Origin of the sequence: Thiohalospira halophila DSM 15071 (assembly GCF_900112605.1) — a bacterium.
In the GTDB taxonomy this organism is placed as follows: domain Bacteria; phylum Pseudomonadota; class Gammaproteobacteria; order Thiohalospirales; family Thiohalospiraceae; genus Thiohalospira; species Thiohalospira halophila.
In genome coordinates, this window is the sequence record NZ_FOMJ01000002.1 from 45,702 (window position 1) to 61,198 (window position 15,497).

Consider the following 15,497-nt stretch of genomic DNA (forward strand, 5'->3'; position numbering starts at 1 on the left):
TCGGTAAAGGTCAGTCGGTGAAGCGGCGGGCGTAGATTACTTCGAGGACGACCCGGGTCCCCGGTTGGGAGCCGGTGGCGCGGGCGATGACGCGATAGAGGTCGCGCCCCTTACGGCCCGCCCGGCCCACCCCCAGGTCGTCGGGAATAAAGCCGAGGTACTCCACGACGTAGCGGCCGTCCTCGGTGAGTTCGCCGTTGTTCGTCCACCAGGTGTCGTCGGTGACCCGCCAGTTGTTGCCGGGCCCCAGGGGCAGTTCGCCCCGGGGATAGACATCGTCGCAGTCCGCCCCGGAGCAGGTGGTCGGGCGCGTCATGCGGCTCCGGCCCTCCTCCCAGGCGGCCTCCAGGGTCGCCTCCGCCGCCGCCAGGGTCGCCTCCCGATCCCGCTGGCCGGTGGCCAGAAGCTGCTGGATATCGGCCCCGCGGAAACTGGCCAGGGTCAGGGCGGCCAGGGCGACCAGCAGGGTCAGGGCGAGGATGAGCACGGCGCCGCGCTGATGCCTCATGGGCCGTCTCCCCGGTTGCGCAGGTGGAAGGTCAGGCCCACGGGTTCGCGCAGGAGGCGATCGGGGTTCCCGGTCACGCGGACCCGGCTGCCGGGCCCGGCATTCCCGCCGGGGCCGGGTCCGAGGTCATCCACGGGGTTGCTCGCCGGTTGGCGCAGGGGTCGATCGCCTGCCAGTAGCAGGTCGACCCGGACGGTTATCACCTCGGCGAAATCGCCCACCTGGTCGGCGGGCCGATAGCGGTTGGGGGTGCCGTCGCCATCGGTGTCCTCGCCGTAGAACAGCTGCAGGGTCTCCACCCCGCGGGCGATCCGGGTGAGATCGCCGTCGGCCCAGCGCAGGAGGGTCGGGATGCCGTTGGAGCGGCCCACGAACCAGGCGATGGTGGAGACCCGCTGTACCAGGCCATTCTGCGCGGTGAAGTGGTAGCGCTGGTCGCCGGCGGCCGGCCCGCCCCAGAGGGCGGTGTCGTTGCCACCATCATCATCGCCATCGCCGTGCACCAGGGCGTGTTCGGCACCGCTGTTCACCGACTGGATGGCGGTGACGGTGAAGACCCGGGCCCGGGCGCAGTCGGTGACCACGGCCTGGTCACCAGGGCAGAGGTCGCCGCTACACCCCTCATCCAGGCCACTGGCCGGGTCCACGAAGATCCGGTCGTTTCCCTTCTCCCGGCTCAGGGGGAGGACCGGACCGCGTCCGCGCCGCAGGATCAGGACGTCGGAGCCGGCGAGGACCCTCCCCTGCAACGCGGTGGGCAGGGCCGGGGTCCAGTTGGCGGCCGTATTGTCCCGGTTCAGGGTATCGCCGGGGCCGCTGCCGGCGGCCTCGTGGCCGGTAATGGCGGTCGTGAAATCGGTCCGGAAGGCGCTGCCGCTGCTGACCACGTCCAGCTGCTCGAGCCGGCCCGTGCTGGTGCAGCCGAGGTGACCGGCGGCCAGCAGGTCCCGCCCCAGCTGGTTCAGGGCGAAGCGGGCGTTGCCCTGGACCTGGGCCTGGTTCTGCTGCAGGCGATTGCTGTCGTGGGTGCCCTGGACGAGGCTCCCGATGCCGGCCAGCAGGATGGCACCCACGGCGAGCGCGATCATGAGCTCCACGAGCGTGAAGCCCCGGTTCACGGCGTCACCTCCAGGGAGACACACGTAGTCGGGCTGCAGTCGTCCGCGTTGCTGGTACTCCCCCAGCCGATCCGCACGGTATAGGTATCGCCGTTCCGGCTGCTGTCGACCCAGGCGGAGGGGAGCCGGTCCAGGGCGCGCTGGCGCCAGGCAGCCAGGTCGAAGGCGGCGAGCTGGCCCGGGGTGCAGGCAGCGCTCACGCAGTCGGGGCTGCTACCCGTGCCGGTGCCGACGTAGGCGCCGCCGGCGGCGGCGTCCGCGTTGGCCCGGATGCGTTCGGCCAGGTCGCGGGCCAGCAGGGTGGCCAGGGTCTGGTGGTAGGTGGCGTTCTGGTAGCGGGCGGAATCGGCCTGGAGGCCGACCAGGCCGACCACGCCGATGCCGAGGATGGCAACGGCGACCATCACCTCCACGAGGGTGTAGCCGGGCTGGTGCTTCGTGCTGGGCATGCGACGTCGTCCGTGACGTAGAGCGATCCTTGCCCAAGAAACTGACACACGGGCACCACTGGATCAATGCGTGGCCGAATCGGTGCCTGCCGATGGCGGACTCGGCCCGAACCCGCCTAGAATGGACTCCATGACGCGACTGGCCCCCTCATCCCCCGGCTCCGGTGACGACTGCCTGGTCGTCGGCGGCGGCCTTATCGGTATGCTCACGGCCCGCGAGCTGGCCCTGGAGGGGTGGCGCGTGCGCATCCTGGAGCGGGGCGAGGCGGGGGCGGAGTCCTCCTGGGCCGGGGGCGGGATCCTCTCGCCACTCTATCCCTGGCGGTCGCCGGAGCCCATTACCCGGCTGGCGATCTGGAGCCAGCGCCGCTACCAGGCCCTGGCGGAGCAGCTCCGTGCCGAGTCCGGGATCGATCCGGAGTGGTACCACACCGGCATGCTGGTGCTGGACAGCGGCGAGGGGAGCAAGGCCCGCTACTGGGCCCGGGACCACGGCCTGCGCCTGGAGCTGCCCGATAACGAGCGGGTAGCGAAGCTCGAGCCCGCCCTGGGGACCGCGCCCGGCGACGCCGTCTGGATGCCGGAGGTGGCCAATATCCGCAATCCCCGCCTGGTCCGCGCCCTGCGAGGCAGCCTCGACCACCTGGGCGTGCCTCTCCACGAGCAGACCCCGGTCACCGGCTGGCTGAAGAGCGAAGGGCGTATCGAGGGCGTGGAGACCGAGTCGGGCCGCTTCGAGGCCGGCTGCGTGATCCTGGCCGGCGGGGCCTGGAGCGGCAATCTGCTGGCTGGAACGAGGGTGAGCGCTGACATACGGCCCGTGCGCGGCCAGATGGTGGTCTTCCGCACGACGCCGGACCGGATCCGGCGCGTGCTGTTGCGCCATGACCATTACATCATCCCGCGCCGGGACGGCCACGTCCTGGCCGGCAGCACCCTGGAAGAGGCCGGCTTCGACAAGACCACCACCGAAGAGGCCAGGCGCCAGCTGGTACGCCTGGCTGTCAGCATGGTTCCCGCCCTGGGGAATGCCCCGGTGGAGCGCCACTGGGCCGGCCTGCGGCCGGGCTCCCCGGAGGGCGTGCCACTCATCGGGCCCCACCCGGAGCTGGAGGGGCTCTGGCTCAATACCGGCCACTATCGTAACGGCGTCGTCATGGGGCCCGCCTCGGCGCGCCTGCTCACCGATCTCCTCATGGGATGGCCCACGCGCCTGGACCCATCCGTCTACGCGCCCGCCCCGGCCGAGGTGTGAGTGGCTGCGAATTGGACTTAGTCCACTCAGCCCCCTATAATCCCCAGTGACGTATTGCGAGCATCGGTACTGAGACTATGCTGAACCGGGCTGAAATCAATCATCGCCTCCAGGGGCTTGGCATCAATCCCACGCAGCAGCGGGTGAGTATCGCCTCCTGCATGCTGGCCCAGCCGCAGCACCTGGCCGCCGACCAGGTGCTGGCCATGGTCCGGGCCGAGGGGGCGAACGTCTCCAAGGCCACGGTCTACAACACGCTCGCCCTGTTCGCGCGCAAGGGTCTCATCCGCGAGGTCATCGTGGATCCCTCCCGGGTCTTCTACGACTCCAACACCGACCCGCACCACCACATCTACAACGTGGATACGGGGGCCCTGGAGGACGTGGACGCCAGTGAATTTCCGGTCCCGGAGATGCCTCACCTCCCCGAGGGGACGGTGGCCGAGGGCGTGGACGTGGTCATCCGGGTGCGCAACAACGCCTGAGGGCGCTTGGACGGCGCGCTGCCCTTCGCTATACTCCCCCGCTTCGCCGGAGTAGCTCAGCTGGTAGAGCAACCGATTCGTAATCGGTAGGTCGGAAGTTCAAGTCTTCTCTCCGGCACCATACAAATCAGGGGCTTACGGTATTCTCCGAAAGGCCCCGATCCCTCCGAGTCACAAGATAGTCACAACCCGGGAGGAACCGATTTCGCCGCCTCGCCATCACGCGAGACGGCCGTCGGGCCTCCGTGCGACTCCATCCCCCTTTCCTTGGCCGCCTTCGCTCGCTCTGTCGGCTTACGTCCCATACCGCCTTGTGGCGAGGGGCGCAACCCAAGGTGCGAGAACCACCGTGACGTCACACCACTGGTGTGAAATGCTTGTTGTCCCCTTGATCACCTTGAGGTACTTGATTTCGACATATCGGTAGCCGGTATGGAGCGCACGAAGGGGAGACCATCAATGGATCGCTACTCGGTGGTGGGAGTCGAGGGGAAGTACGAGCCTGGGTCTGATGAGGCCGTGCTGGCCAATAAGCTATCCATCACAGACCCCGCGGAGATGGTGGAGGTCGAGACCGACCTGCTCCTCCAATTGTATGAGGCCGTTCTCGAGAGCTTCCCCAGGGATGAGCCCATCACCGTGGCGGTCATCAAGGAGTGGCATCGCCGGTGGCTGGGGAAGGTCTATGAGTGGGCTGGTCAGGAGCGGGGGGTCAACCTGGGTAAGGACGGTTTTCAGTTCGCTAACGCCGCCCTTGTCCCCAGGCTGCTTGCCGAGTTCGAGCAGGAATACCTACTCGTTAGCATACCCTGTGCCGGGATGACCCTGGAGCAGTTGGTCCCGGCGATCGCCCGGGTGCATGTAGAGTTGGTCCTGATCCATCCCTTCCGGGAAGGGAATGGCCGTATTGCACGCCTGCTGGCGGATGTAATGGCGGCCCAGGCAGGTTTCGGGCCGCTACAGTACGACGCTTGGGGAAGCGGGAAGCCCGACTACATCGGCGCCATTCATGCGGGGCTGGATGGCGACTACGAGCCCATGGAGGAACTGGTCAGGCGAGCGTTAGATCCTTGAAGCGACCCTTGCGGGAGCGCAGGCGCTCCTCGATCTTCCGGGTCGACTCGCCCGTCTCGATCGCGGTCGAGGTGGCCACCGTCCGGATGATCCGGTCGCGCTTGGTGGGCGCGCTGGACTTGGTGTCGTCTTTACGGTCGGCCATGGGGACCCCCATCCGTTACGGCGCATGTTAAGGGTGATTATACACCCTCAAAGGGACGGCTTCAGTCCCGAGAATGCCTTCCAGACTCGGCGACGGGCTCGACCCGGTTCCGGGCCAGCCGGTCGTCCAGGTCCTTGCGCCGGTCCACGCCGTCAGGGGGACGGTCTGGCTCGTTCCCGTCTTCTCGCGTTGCTCCGCCGGGATGACCAAGGCAAGGCCCCCTAAAGTACCAGGGCCGTCGCCAGGAACAGCATCAGTCCCATGCCGAGGATGTCGGTGAAGGTGGTCAGGAAGATGCTGCTAGCGGTGGCCGGGTCGGCCCCGAACCGCTTCAACGTCAGCGGGACCATCACGCCGAAGATGCCGCTGCCGATACAGGCGCCGGTCATGGCGATGACGATCACCAGGCCCAGCAAGAGCGGCTCGATGGAATTCGTCATCACGGCATAGATGAACATGACCACGCCGGCGATGAGCCCCACGATGACGCCGTTGAGCGCGCCCAGCAGGATCTCCTTGCGTAACAGCTTGCCGACCGGGTAGTCCCGGAGCTGGCCGAGGGTCATGCCCCGGAGGGTGATGGCCAGGGCCTGGGCGCCGGTATTGCCGCTCTGGCCGGCCAGTACGGGCAGGAAGACCGCCAGGGCGACGATCCGGGTGATGGTGTCCTCGAAGGCCCCCACCACCACGGCGGCCGCAAAGGCCGTTGCCAGATTGACCAGCAACCAGGGATGGCGCATGCGGAACGACGAGAGGACCGAGGTGCTGACCTGCTCCTCCTTGTCCACGCCGTACTGGGCGCCGGCCTGGCCGCTGAGCTCCGAGGCAATGCGCTCGTACAGCTTCCAGCCGTGCACCACCCCCAGTATGCGCTGCGCATCGTCGACCACCGGGTATAACGGATAATGGCGATAGAGCACTTCGCCGATGGCCTCGTGGATCGGGGTGTCCGCCTGGAAGGCGAACGGATTGGCGATCATGATATCCGCCAGGGTTTCGGACGGCTTGGCCAGTAGCAGCTCCCGCATCCCCACGACACCGACCAGGCGTTCGGCTTCGGTGACGAAGATGTAGCTGATCTCCTGCAGGTCCGAGCTCTTCACCAGGAAGGCGAGGGATTCGGCCACGGTGTGGCTGGCCGGCAGGACCGCCGGCACGGGCGTCATCAGCTCGCCGATGGTCTCTTCGACGCCGGAAAGCACGGCCCTGGTGGCAAGGTCCTCCGGGCCCACCGACTCCGCCATGTGGGACGCCACCTCCATTGCCTGGTCATGGGGCAGGCGCGTCAGGACGAACTGGATCTCGTCCGGCTCCAGCTTCGCCAGTGCGTCCGCCGCCTCGGTGGGCGACTGCTCCCGAATCGCCTCGACTCGTTCGGTGAATCCGGGGTTGTTCGACATGGTGTGAGCCTGCTGGTAGTAGGGTTCTTTCATGACAGTCTATACGCCTGGTTCTCACTGAACGAAACCGCGCGTTCCGGCGGATGAAGCCGACCCTTTCGATTCCATTGAAAGGGTGTCGGGGCTGGTGGAGGGGCGGGTCCTGGAATCCCGGGTCGGTACGGGAACGCGCCCTGGTAACGGGAGTCGAACCTGCCGGATCCGGCGACGGAAGATATACTGGCGGACGGTCAGGGGCTGAGCGGCCGCGTACGAATGATAGAGGAGGAAGATGATGCTGATGCTTGAGGTCAGGGACCTGGGTTGGTGGTACTGGCTGGTGACCGCGGCGCTGTTGAGCTGGGGGGTGCTGGTGGATCCGCTGGGGCTCTACCTGGCCATCGGCCTGACCGTGGTCAACCTGGCGCATTTCACCCTGCGGGCATCGGGAGTGACCGACTTCCCGGTCCAGGTGCGGTTCTTCTATCTCCTGCTGTTGCTGATCGCGCTGCCCGAGCCCATGCGCTGGCTCTTCTGGGTCCCCATGATCGGGACCTGGGCCCAGGTGCTGGTGGGCTATTGCGCCATGGCGCGCCTGGTCTCGCTGTTCCCGTGGAATCGGGAGGCGGGGCTCACCGGCCGGATGGTGTGGCGGACCTTCTTTTCCCTGCCGGTCCGGGGCAGCGTGGCCGCCTCTTCCGCCAACGACTGACGACCTTCCCGGGCGGCTCTCAGGGGGGCCACCCGGGACGGTGGAACGAGCGAGCGGCCCGGAGGCCGGGCGCGACCGGGCCTACTCGGCCGGACCGGCCATCTTCTCCCGGTTCAGGCTGCCGGACCAGGGCAGGCCGGAGTTCTGCCAGCCATTCCGCAGGCGGCGGCCGGCGAGCTGCCCCTCCTCCATGCGGTCGCCCTGGAAGCCGTGGCGAACGTAGTGGACCGACTCGAAGCCCTGTTCCAGCAGGTACTCGGCGCTGGGCTTGCCGCGGGTGCTGCCGGAGCGGCACATGGTGATCACCGTGTCGGAGCGGTCCATGCCGCGGGCCTCCAGGGCGGCGGCCACTTCCTCGGCGAAGTCCCGGTTCATGGGCATGGCGAAGACCCCCTTGCGCTCGTTCCAGCCGGTGAGGTCGATGCGCCTGAAGGGGATGTTCGCGTCCACCACGTCGGTGAAGCCCACGAAGTGGATCTCGGCGGGATCGCGGACGTCGATGAAGAGGATCTCCTCGTCCCCGCTGGTGACGCGTTCGTGAACCTCGGTGGCCGACAGGGCCAGATCGTCGGCGGCGGCCGTGCCGGCCAGGGTCAGACCGAGGGTGAGGGCGAGAATGCGGCGCATGGAACCTCCGAATGGGGTAAATATTAGTAATTTCTAATACAAATCCCCGCCTTCTGCAACAGGGCCTGGGGTTCTCTGAGCCCGGCTGGAGCAGGCCGGGAACCGATTGGCCCGGATTCAATCGACCCGCGCCGTGCCCCAGGAGCGCCCCTCGCCATCCACCACATCGAGTCGGTCGAAGCCGGCGCGGGGGACGCGGGCCACCAGGCAGGGGTAGGTGAGCATGGGGGCGGTGACGGTGCCGGCTTCCGGCCGGCGGGCGCGGATCTCCATGCGTGCCTGGCCGTCGGGCTGGACCAGCACCCGCGGGGTGGCCAGCTCCAGGCTGTAGCCGGAGGTGGCGCGGCGGCCCATCTCCACCAGGACCAGGCCGTGGGAACGGAAGTTGATGGCGGGGAGCCCGCCGAAGCCGTCGATGGCATTGGCACCCAGGCGGCGAACCAGCCGCTCCCGGGCGCCGCTATCCCCGATCCAGGTGATGGCCGGCTGCGGACCCCGCGTGCCGCAGTCCACTCCGACATGCACCGTGCGCGCGGCCACCCGCGTGGGGCCCTCCCGGGTCTCGGCCGTGACTGAGGGGCTGGCGGCGTCGCTACCGCCGCTGGAGCAGGCGGTGATCAGCAGGGTTGCCAGGGCGAGGAGCGAGCGATTCAGTTCTCGGATGTTGAACATGGTCAATGAGCGTACAATCCTCCGAATGATCACGTAGCCGGGACAGGGAGTGTCAATGGGCTGCTGGGTAGCGGGCATGGAGGCCTCGAAGGGGAAGCTCCTGTTCATGAGTACGGATCAGCCGGTCGAGGCGATCATCCACCCCCACATCCTGGAGTGCGCCCCCGAGGAGTCGCTGCGCGAGGTGGCTCGGCGCATGAGCGATCGGCGCTGCAGCTCCATCCTCGTGGTGGAGGACGGCCAGCCGGTCGGGATCTGGACCGAGCGCGATGCCCTCCGACTGGACTATGCCAGCGGCGACACCGGGCGTCGAGCCGTGGGCGAGGTCATGACCGCGCCGGTGAAGACCATCCCCGGCTCCACCCCGGCCAACGAGGTGGCCGTTCACTTTCAGGAGGACCAGGTCCGCCACTACCTGGTGGTGGACGCGGCCGGCCGACCTCAGGGGGTGGTGAGCCAGACCGACGTCGTCCTCAACCAGTCCATCGAGCACTACCTCCATCTGCGCGAGGTGGGCTCGGTGATGCGCCAGCATCCACCGCGGGTCGCCAACGACGCCAGTCTCAGCGAGGCGGTCACGACCCTGCGCGAGTACGGCGCCGATGCCGTGGTGGTGGGCGAGGATGCCGACCCGGGGATCCTCACCGAGCGCGACCTGGTGCGCGCCCTGGCCAGCGAGTCCACTACCGCTACTGCTGGTGAGCTGGCCAGTCGACCGCTGCTGGCGGCGCCGGTGGAGCAGAGCCTCTTCCACGTGCGCAACCTCATGGTGGAGGAGGCGGTGCGCCACGTCGGCGTCACCGACGATTCCGGCCGTATCACCGGCCTGGTGGGCTTTACCGACATCCTCTCCAGCGTGGAGTTCGTCTACGTCCGCGAACTCAAGAGCGCCCTGCGCGAGCGCGACCAGGCGCTGCAGACCTCGCGGAAGAACCTCCGCATGGCCGAGCGCATCATCGAGGCCTCGCCGGACGGCGTCATCATTACCGACAGCGAGACCCGCATCCAGTCGGTGAATCCGGCCTTTACCCGGCTCACCGGCTACCAGCCCGAGGAGGCCATCGGCCAGACGCCGGCCATGCTCTCCTCGGGGCGCCACGGGCCGGAGTTCTACCGCGAGATGTGGCGCGAGCTGCGCGAGCGGGGCCACTGGCAGGGGGAGATCTGGAACCGCCGCAAGAACGGCGAGATCTACCCCGAACTGCTGACCATTACCGGGATCGAGGACGACGAGGGTGTCGTCACCAACTACGCCGCCATGTTCTCCGATATCTCCCGGATCAAGGAGAATGAAGAGCGGATCCGGCGGCTGGCCTACTACGATGCCCTCACCGGCCTGCCCAACCGGCGGCTCTTCGACGACCGCCTCCAGGTCGCCATCGCCCAGGCGCACCGCTACGAGCATCAGCTGGCCCTGCTCTACGTCGACCTGGACCGCTTCAAGCGCGTCAACGACACCCTGGGCCACGCCGTGGGCGATGCTCTGCTGCTCCAGGTGGCCGACGCCATGCGCGCGGAGCTGCGCGAGGGCGATTCCCTGGCCCGCCTTGGCGGCGACGAGTTCGTGGTCCTGCTGCCGGAGATCGACGAGAGTCGGGATGCGGTGAACGTCGCCCGGCGCCTGGTGGAGCGGCTGGGCCACCCCTTCAACGTGGACGGCAACGAACTCTTCGTCACCTCCAGCGTCGGTATCAGTCTCTACCCCCTGGATGGCGACGACGGCGAGGCCCTCTCCCGGGCGGCGGACAACGCCATGTACCGGGCCAAGGAGCTGGGCCGCAATACCTACCAGCTCTACACCCCGGAGATGAACGCCCACACCTTCCAGAGCCTGACCCTGGAAAACCATCTCCGCCGGGCGTTGGAGCGGGAGCAGTTCGAGTGCTACTACCAGCCCCTGGTGGATGCCGCCAGCGGCGAGCTGGTCTCCGCCGAGGCGTTGCTGCGCTGGCACCATCCCGACATGGGGCTGGTCTCGCCGGCGGATTTCATTCCCCTGGCGGAGGAGACCGGGCTTATCGGCCCCATCGGGGACTGGGTCCTCCACCACGTCTGCCAGCAGCTGCGCTGGTGGCAGGAGGCCGGCCTGCCGGTGGTTCCGGTGGGGGTGAATATCTCGGCGCTGCAGTTCGGCCGCGACAACCCGGTGGAGCCCCTCGAGGCGGCACTGGCCGATTCCGGGATCGACCCGGGGCTGCTGGCGCTGGAGCTCACCGAGGGGGTGCTCATGCAGGATACCCAGAGGTCGGTGGAGCGTCTGCGCCGGATCCGCGACATGGGCCTGGGGGTCGCGGTGGACGACTTCGGGACCGGTTATTCCTCCCTGGCCTACCTGCGCCGCTTCCCCATCACGGCGCTCAAGGTGGACCAGTCCTTCGTGAAGGGGATCGCCGAGGACCCGGAGGATGCCGCCATCGTCTCCACGGTAGTCAGCCTCGGCCGTAGCCTGGGGCTCAAGGTCGTTGCCGAGGGGGTGGAGACGCCGGGGCAGCTCGCCTTCCTCCAGGAGGAGGGCTGCCACGTCGCTCAGGGCTTTCACTTCGGGTATCCCCAGCCGGCGGAGGCCTTCGCCGCCGACTGGCTAGTGGACTAGGTCCGACTCGGCACCCTTCAGGTACCGATGGCGTCCAGACGCAGGGAGAGGTCCAGGGCGCGCACATCCTTGGTGAGTGCCCCCACGGAGATGCAGTCCACCCCGGTCTGCGCCACCTCGCCCACCCGCTGCGGGGTCATGTTCCCCGAGGCCTCCAGCACCACGTGGCCACCGGCGGCCTCCACCGCCGCCTGGAGCGTCTCGGTGTCCATGTTGTCCAGCAGGATCCGGTCGGCGCCGGCATCCATGGCCTCCAGCAGCTGATCCACCGTCTCCACCTCCACCTCCAGCGGCAGCCGGGGGGCGTGATGGCGGGCCGTGGTCACCGCCGCCGGGATGGAGCCGGCGGCGGCGATGTGGTTCTCCTTGATGAGGATGGCGTCGAACAGCCCCAGCCGGTGGTTGGTGCCGCCGCCGCAGAGGACGGCGTACTTCTGAGCCAGGCGCAGGCCGGGGAGGGTCTTGCGGGTGTCCAGGATGTCCACGTCGGTCCCGGCGGCCGCCTGGACGAAGGTCCGGGTGGTGGTGGCCGTCCCCGACAGGGTCTGGAGGAAGTTCAGCGCCGTGCGCTCGGCGCTCACGATGGCCCGCGCCGGGCCGCGCAGGTGGCAGATCTGCGCCCCCGCGCTCAGGGAGTCACCATCGCCCTGGTACCAGGTGATGGTGACGTCCGGGTCCAGCTCGGTGAAGGCGGCCTCGAACCAGGGGGCACCGGCAAGCACCCCGCGCTCCCGGCAGATGACCCGGCCATCGGCCACGGCATCCGAGGGGATGCCGGCGGCGGTGGGATCGTCCCCGCGGCCCAGGTCCTCCTCCAGGGCGGCGCGGACCTGGCGGGTGATGGCGGCGGGGCTGAGGTAATCGGGCAAGTTGGTCAAGATGGCTCCTCAAGGGCTCAGGACTGGCGGCCACGGTGACGCTGGAGGGCCTTCTCGGCCTCCACGATGACGAACAGTGCCACGCCGGCAGCGAGGATGGCCAGCCAAACGGTCGGCGCGGGCGGGGCGGTGCCGAAGAGCAGCTGCAGCGGCGGCGCCCAGGTGAAGAGCCCCTGGAGGATCACCAGGGCGCCCACGGCGATCCAGATCGCCCGGTTACCGGTGAGGCCGTGGTGGCCGACGCTGCCGGTGGTGATGAAGCGGGCGTTGAAGAGGTAGAAGATCTCCAGCACCACCAGGGCGTTCACCGCCGCGGTGCGGGCCACCTCGATACCGGCCTCCATGGCCTGCTGCCAGACGAAGACCCCGCCGGCGGCGGCGAGCATGAGCGCCGAGACCATGGTGATGCGCCAGATCAGGAAACCGGAGAGCAGCGGCTCCCGGGCGTTCCGGGGTGGGCGCTCCATGACGCCCGGCTCGGAGGGCTCGAAGGCCAGGGCCAGGGCCAGGGTCACGGCGGTGACCATGTTCACCCAGAGGATCTGCACCGGTGTGATGGGCAGGGTATAACCTAGGGCGATGGCCGCCAGGAGGATGAGTGCCTGGCCCCCGTTGGTGGGCAGGATGAAGAGGATCGCCTTCTTGAGGTTGTCGTAGACGGTGCGGCCCTCGCGCACGGCGGCGGCGATGGAGGCGAAGTTGTCGTCCGCGAGCACCATCTCCGCCGCCTCCTTGGCCACCTCGGTGCCGTTGCGGCCCATGGCCACGCCCACGTCCGCCTGCTTGAGCGCCGGGGCGTCGTTGACGCCGTCGCCGGTCATGGCCACCACCTGGTCCCGGGCCTGGATGGCGCGGACCAGGCGGAGCTTGTGCTCCGGGCTGGTGCGGGCGAAGACATCCACCCGGTCCACCTCGTCGTCGAGGGTGGCGTCGTCCATGCGGTCGACATCGGCGCCGGTGAGGACCCGCTCGCCGTCGCCGATCCCCATCTGGCCGCCGATGGCGGCGGCGGTGATGGCGTGGTCGCCGGTGATCATCTTCACCCGGATCCCGGCGCGCCGGCACTCGGCCACCGCGCGGATGGCCTCTTCCCGGGGCGGGTCGATGATCCCTACCAGTCCCAGCAGGGTCAGGCCGCCCTCGATATCCTCGAAGCGCAGGTCGTGGCGGTGGTCGGCGGCGGGGGCGAAGGCGACGGCGAGGACCCGCTGGCCCTCACGCCCCAGGGTCTCCATGCGCTCCGTCCATTCGGTGTGGTTCAGCGGCTTTTCGTCGCCGTCCACGCGGACGTGGCTGCACCGCTCCAGTACCGCCTCCGGCGCCCCCTTGACGAAGATGAAGGCGTGGCCGGCGTGGTCGTGGTGGAGGGTGGCCATGAGCTTGTGCGCGGAGTCGAAGGGGATGACGTCGTCCCGTGGGCGTGCCTCCTCCTCCCGGGCGCCGTCCAGCCCCAGCTTGCCCGCCAGAGTGACCAGGGCGCCCTCGGTGGGGTCCCCGGCCAGCCGCCATTGGCCATCGATCTCGAAGACGCTGGCGTCGTTGCACAGCAGTCCGGCGCGGCCGAGCTCCATGAGGGTGTCATCCGCGGCCGGATCCACCTCCTCGCCGTCCAGGCGGAAGGCGCCCCGGGGTTCGTAGCCGGCCCCGGTGACGTGGTAGGCCCGCTCGGCGGTGAGGACCTGCTGCACGGTCATCTCGTTGCGGGTCAGGGTCCCGGTCTTGTCGGAACCGATCACCGAGACGGAGCCCAGGGTCTCCACCGCCGGCAGCTTGCGCACGATGGCGTTGCGTCGCGCCATGGCCTGGACGCCGATGGCCAGCGTGATGGTCATGATGGCCGGCAGCCCCTCGGGGATGGCGGCCACCGCCAGGCTCACGGCGGCCAGGAACATCTCGGTGAGGGCGTAGTCGCGCACCAGGATGCCGAAGGCGAAGGCCAGGCCGGCCACGGCCAGGATCACGGCGCTCAGGACCCGGCCGAAGTTGGCCACCTGTCGCAGCAGCGGCGTCTGCAGGGTCTGGACCTCCTCCAGCATGGCGCTGATCCGGCCGATCTCGGTGGTATCGCCGGTGGCAACGACCACGCCGCTGGCCTGGCCGTAGGTCACCAGGGTGCCGGAGTAGGCCATGCCGCGACGATCGCCCAGGGCGGCGTCGCCGGCCACGGTCTCGGTGGTCTTCTCCACCGCCACCGATTCCCCGGTGAGGACCGACTCGTCGATCTGCAGGTCGCGCGCCTTGAACAGGCGCAGGTCGGCCGGGACCTTGTCGCCCGGGGCCAGCAGGACGACGTCGCCGGGGACCAGCGCGGTGGCGTCCACGGTGGTGCTCTGGCCGCCCCGCCGCACGGTGGCCCGGGGCGAGAGCATGTTGCGGATGGCGTCCAGCGCCTGTTCCGCCTTGCCCTCCTGCAGGAAGCCGATGATGGCGTTGATGATGACCACGCCGACGATGACGCCGGTGTCCACCCAGTGGCCGAGCAGGGCCGTGACCGCCGCGGCGGCGAGGAGTACGTAGATGAGGACGTTGTGGAACTGGGCGAGAAGGCGGGAGAGGGCGGAGCGCCGGGCGGCGGTGGTGATGCGGTTGGGCCCGTGGCGGGTCAGCCGCTGCTCGGCCTCGCTGGCGGAGAGCCCTTCCGGCTGGCTCTCCAGGGCGGAGAGCGCGGCATCGGCCTCCAGGGTGTGCCACGCCTGTTCGGTCTCCGTCATCTCTCCTCCTCCCGATTCTCGTCCCGGGTCCCGCTGACGAGGATGTCCCCCGGGGCATGGCGCAGGCAGTCCGTCGCCGTGCTGCCCAGCAACAGGCGTTCCACGCCGTGGCGACCGCTGGCCCCCACGGCGGTGACGTCGGGTTGATACTGGCCCATCAGTCGCCGCAATACCAGGCGGGGATCGCCGGCGCGGACCAGCAGGTGGGGGACGATGGCCGCCGTGAGGTATTCCCGCGCCCAGCGGCCCAGCTCCTCCCGGGCCGCGGCCAAGGTGGCGTTGTGCTGGCGTTCCACCTCCGCCTCCGCCACGCCGGCGGCGCGGGCGCGATCCTCCTGCCAGTCATCCACCACGTGGGCCAGGGAGAATTCCGCCTGGGGAAAGAGGGTCGCCGCGGCGGTCAGGGCGGCGGCGGCGCCCTCGGAGAGGTCGCTGGCGGCCAGGACGGTCCGGATCGGATCCCCGGCGCCGCGCCGCAGGACGAGGACCGGGCAGTGTGCCTCGCGGACCACGCGTTCGGTCACGGTGCCGAGTTCGGCATCCCGCTCACTGACGGCGCCGATGCAGAGGAGGCCGGCATCGGTCTCGTCGGCCGCCATGACGATGCACCGGTCCGGGCGGCCGTGCTGGATCCGGGAGCGGGCGGCCACGCCGGTGGCCTGCTCCAGGTCGGCGGCCAGCCCCTCCAGGGCGCTGGCCGCGGCGTGGTCCCGGGTGTTGGCCGGTTCGCCGCCATTCGGGACGGGGTGGCTGGAACGGCGGTCCTCAACCACGTGGATCAGGGTCAGGTTCGCGCCGTGCTGCAGCGCCAGTTCGGCACCGCGCCAGGCCGCTGTATTGCCCCCGGGCGAGAGGTCGGTGGCGGCGAGGATCCGGCGCGGCGCCCCCATG

General features: G+C 69.1%; 15 protein-coding genes and 1 tRNA gene. 6 read left to right on the forward strand and 10 right to left on the reverse strand.

Going from position 1 to position 15,497, the window contains the following annotated elements:
* Positions 1-10 precede the first annotated feature (10 nt).
* Genes BM272_RS04225 through pilV form a run of 3 tightly spaced genes read right to left on the reverse strand, consistent with a single transcriptional unit; the run spans position 11 to position 2,075 of the window.
* On the reverse strand, positions 11-508 hold the full coding sequence (locus BM272_RS04225) for a pilus assembly protein (RefSeq protein WP_093427523.1): 498 nt from the start codon (positions 506-508) through the stop codon (positions 11-13).
* Positions 505-1,626 carry a PilW family protein gene (locus BM272_RS04230; RefSeq protein ID WP_093427524.1) on the reverse strand — a complete coding sequence of 374 codons (1,122 nt, stop codon included), beginning with the start codon at positions 1,624-1,626 and terminating at the stop codon, positions 505-507. The genes BM272_RS04225 and BM272_RS04230 overlap by 4 nt, the downstream gene beginning before the upstream one ends.
* Positions 1,623-2,075, reverse strand: a complete 453-nt coding sequence (pilV, locus tag BM272_RS04235; RefSeq protein ID WP_093427525.1) for a type IV pilus modification protein PilV — start codon at positions 2,073-2,075, stop codon at positions 1,623-1,625. The genes BM272_RS04230 and pilV overlap by 4 nt, the downstream gene beginning before the upstream one ends.
* A gap of 130 nt (positions 2,076-2,205) precedes the next feature.
* Here pilV and thiO point away from each other — a divergent pair, with 130 nt between their 5' ends.
* The 4 genes from thiO (at position 2,206) to BM272_RS04255 (ending at position 4,889) form a co-directional block, all read left to right on the forward strand.
* Complete coding sequence (gene thiO, locus BM272_RS04240) at positions 2,206-3,330, forward strand: glycine oxidase ThiO (RefSeq protein ID WP_093427754.1); 1,125 nt, start codon at positions 2,206-2,208, stop codon at positions 3,328-3,330.
* A gap of 77 nt (positions 3,331-3,407) precedes the next feature.
* Entirely contained in the window at positions 3,408-3,815 is a 408-nt protein-coding gene (locus BM272_RS04245) for a Fur family transcriptional regulator (protein WP_093427526.1), read from the forward strand.
* A gap of 45 nt (positions 3,816-3,860) precedes the next feature.
* Positions 3,861-3,936, forward strand: a tRNA-Thr gene (locus BM272_RS04250).
* A gap of 338 nt (positions 3,937-4,274) precedes the next feature.
* The gene (locus tag BM272_RS04255; RefSeq protein WP_093427527.1) at positions 4,275-4,889 is read left to right on the forward strand and encodes a Fic/DOC family protein; all 615 of its coding nucleotides are present in this window, start codon (positions 4,275-4,277) and stop codon (positions 4,887-4,889) included.
* Here the strand turns inward: BM272_RS04255 and BM272_RS13830 are convergent.
* Positions 4,867-5,034 carry a hypothetical protein gene (locus BM272_RS13830; protein ID WP_162841047.1) on the reverse strand — a complete coding sequence of 56 codons (168 nt, stop codon included), beginning with the start codon at positions 5,032-5,034 and terminating at the stop codon, positions 4,867-4,869. The two genes, BM272_RS04255 and BM272_RS13830, sit on opposite strands and share 23 nt — an antisense overlap.
* Before the next feature lie 221 nt (positions 5,035-5,255).
* On the reverse strand, positions 5,256-6,467 hold the full coding sequence (locus BM272_RS04260) for a magnesium transporter (RefSeq protein WP_205407744.1): 1,212 nt from the start codon (positions 6,465-6,467) through the stop codon (positions 5,256-5,258).
* A gap of 238 nt (positions 6,468-6,705) precedes the next feature.
* On the opposite strand from BM272_RS04260, the gene BM272_RS04265 reads away from it, so the two are divergent.
* Positions 6,706-7,125, forward strand: coding sequence for a hypothetical protein (locus tag BM272_RS04265; protein ID WP_240308012.1), 420 nt, complete (start codon positions 6,706-6,708; stop codon positions 7,123-7,125).
* Positions 7,126-7,206: 81 nt separating this feature from the next.
* Here BM272_RS04265 and BM272_RS04270 read toward each other — a convergent pair whose 3' ends face one another.
* Positions 7,207-7,752, reverse strand: coding sequence for a rhodanese-like domain-containing protein (locus BM272_RS04270; RefSeq protein ID WP_093427529.1), 546 nt, complete (start codon positions 7,750-7,752; stop codon positions 7,207-7,209).
* A gap of 117 nt (positions 7,753-7,869) precedes the next feature.
* Positions 7,870-8,424: a protease complex subunit PrcB family protein gene (locus tag BM272_RS04275; protein ID WP_159433017.1), complete on the reverse strand. Its 555-nt coding sequence runs from the start codon at positions 8,422-8,424 to the stop codon at positions 7,870-7,872.
* A 106-nt stretch (positions 8,425-8,530) separates the two neighbouring features.
* Between BM272_RS04275 and BM272_RS04280 the strand changes: the two genes are divergently transcribed.
* Positions 8,531-11,017 (forward strand): EAL domain-containing protein, encoded by a 2,487-nt coding sequence (locus BM272_RS04280; protein ID WP_093427756.1) that lies wholly within the window; start codon positions 8,531-8,533, stop codon positions 11,015-11,017.
* Between the two features lie 17 nt (positions 11,018-11,034).
* Here BM272_RS04280 and nadC read toward each other — a convergent pair whose 3' ends face one another.
* Genes nadC through BM272_RS04295 form a run of 3 tightly spaced genes read right to left on the reverse strand, consistent with a single transcriptional unit; the run spans position 11,035 to position 15,496 of the window.
* Positions 11,035-11,895, reverse strand: coding sequence for a carboxylating nicotinate-nucleotide diphosphorylase (gene nadC / locus BM272_RS04285; protein ID WP_240308013.1), 861 nt, complete (start codon positions 11,893-11,895; stop codon positions 11,035-11,037).
* 17 nt (positions 11,896-11,912) lie between these two features.
* Positions 11,913-14,606 (reverse strand): cation-transporting P-type ATPase, encoded by a 2,694-nt coding sequence (locus BM272_RS04290; RefSeq protein WP_093427532.1) that lies wholly within the window; start codon positions 14,604-14,606, stop codon positions 11,913-11,915.
* Entirely contained in the window at positions 14,603-15,496 is an 894-nt protein-coding gene (locus tag BM272_RS04295; protein ID WP_093427533.1) for a universal stress protein, read from the reverse strand. The genes BM272_RS04290 and BM272_RS04295 overlap by 4 nt, the downstream gene beginning before the upstream one ends.
* Position 15,497 lies beyond the last annotated feature (1 nt).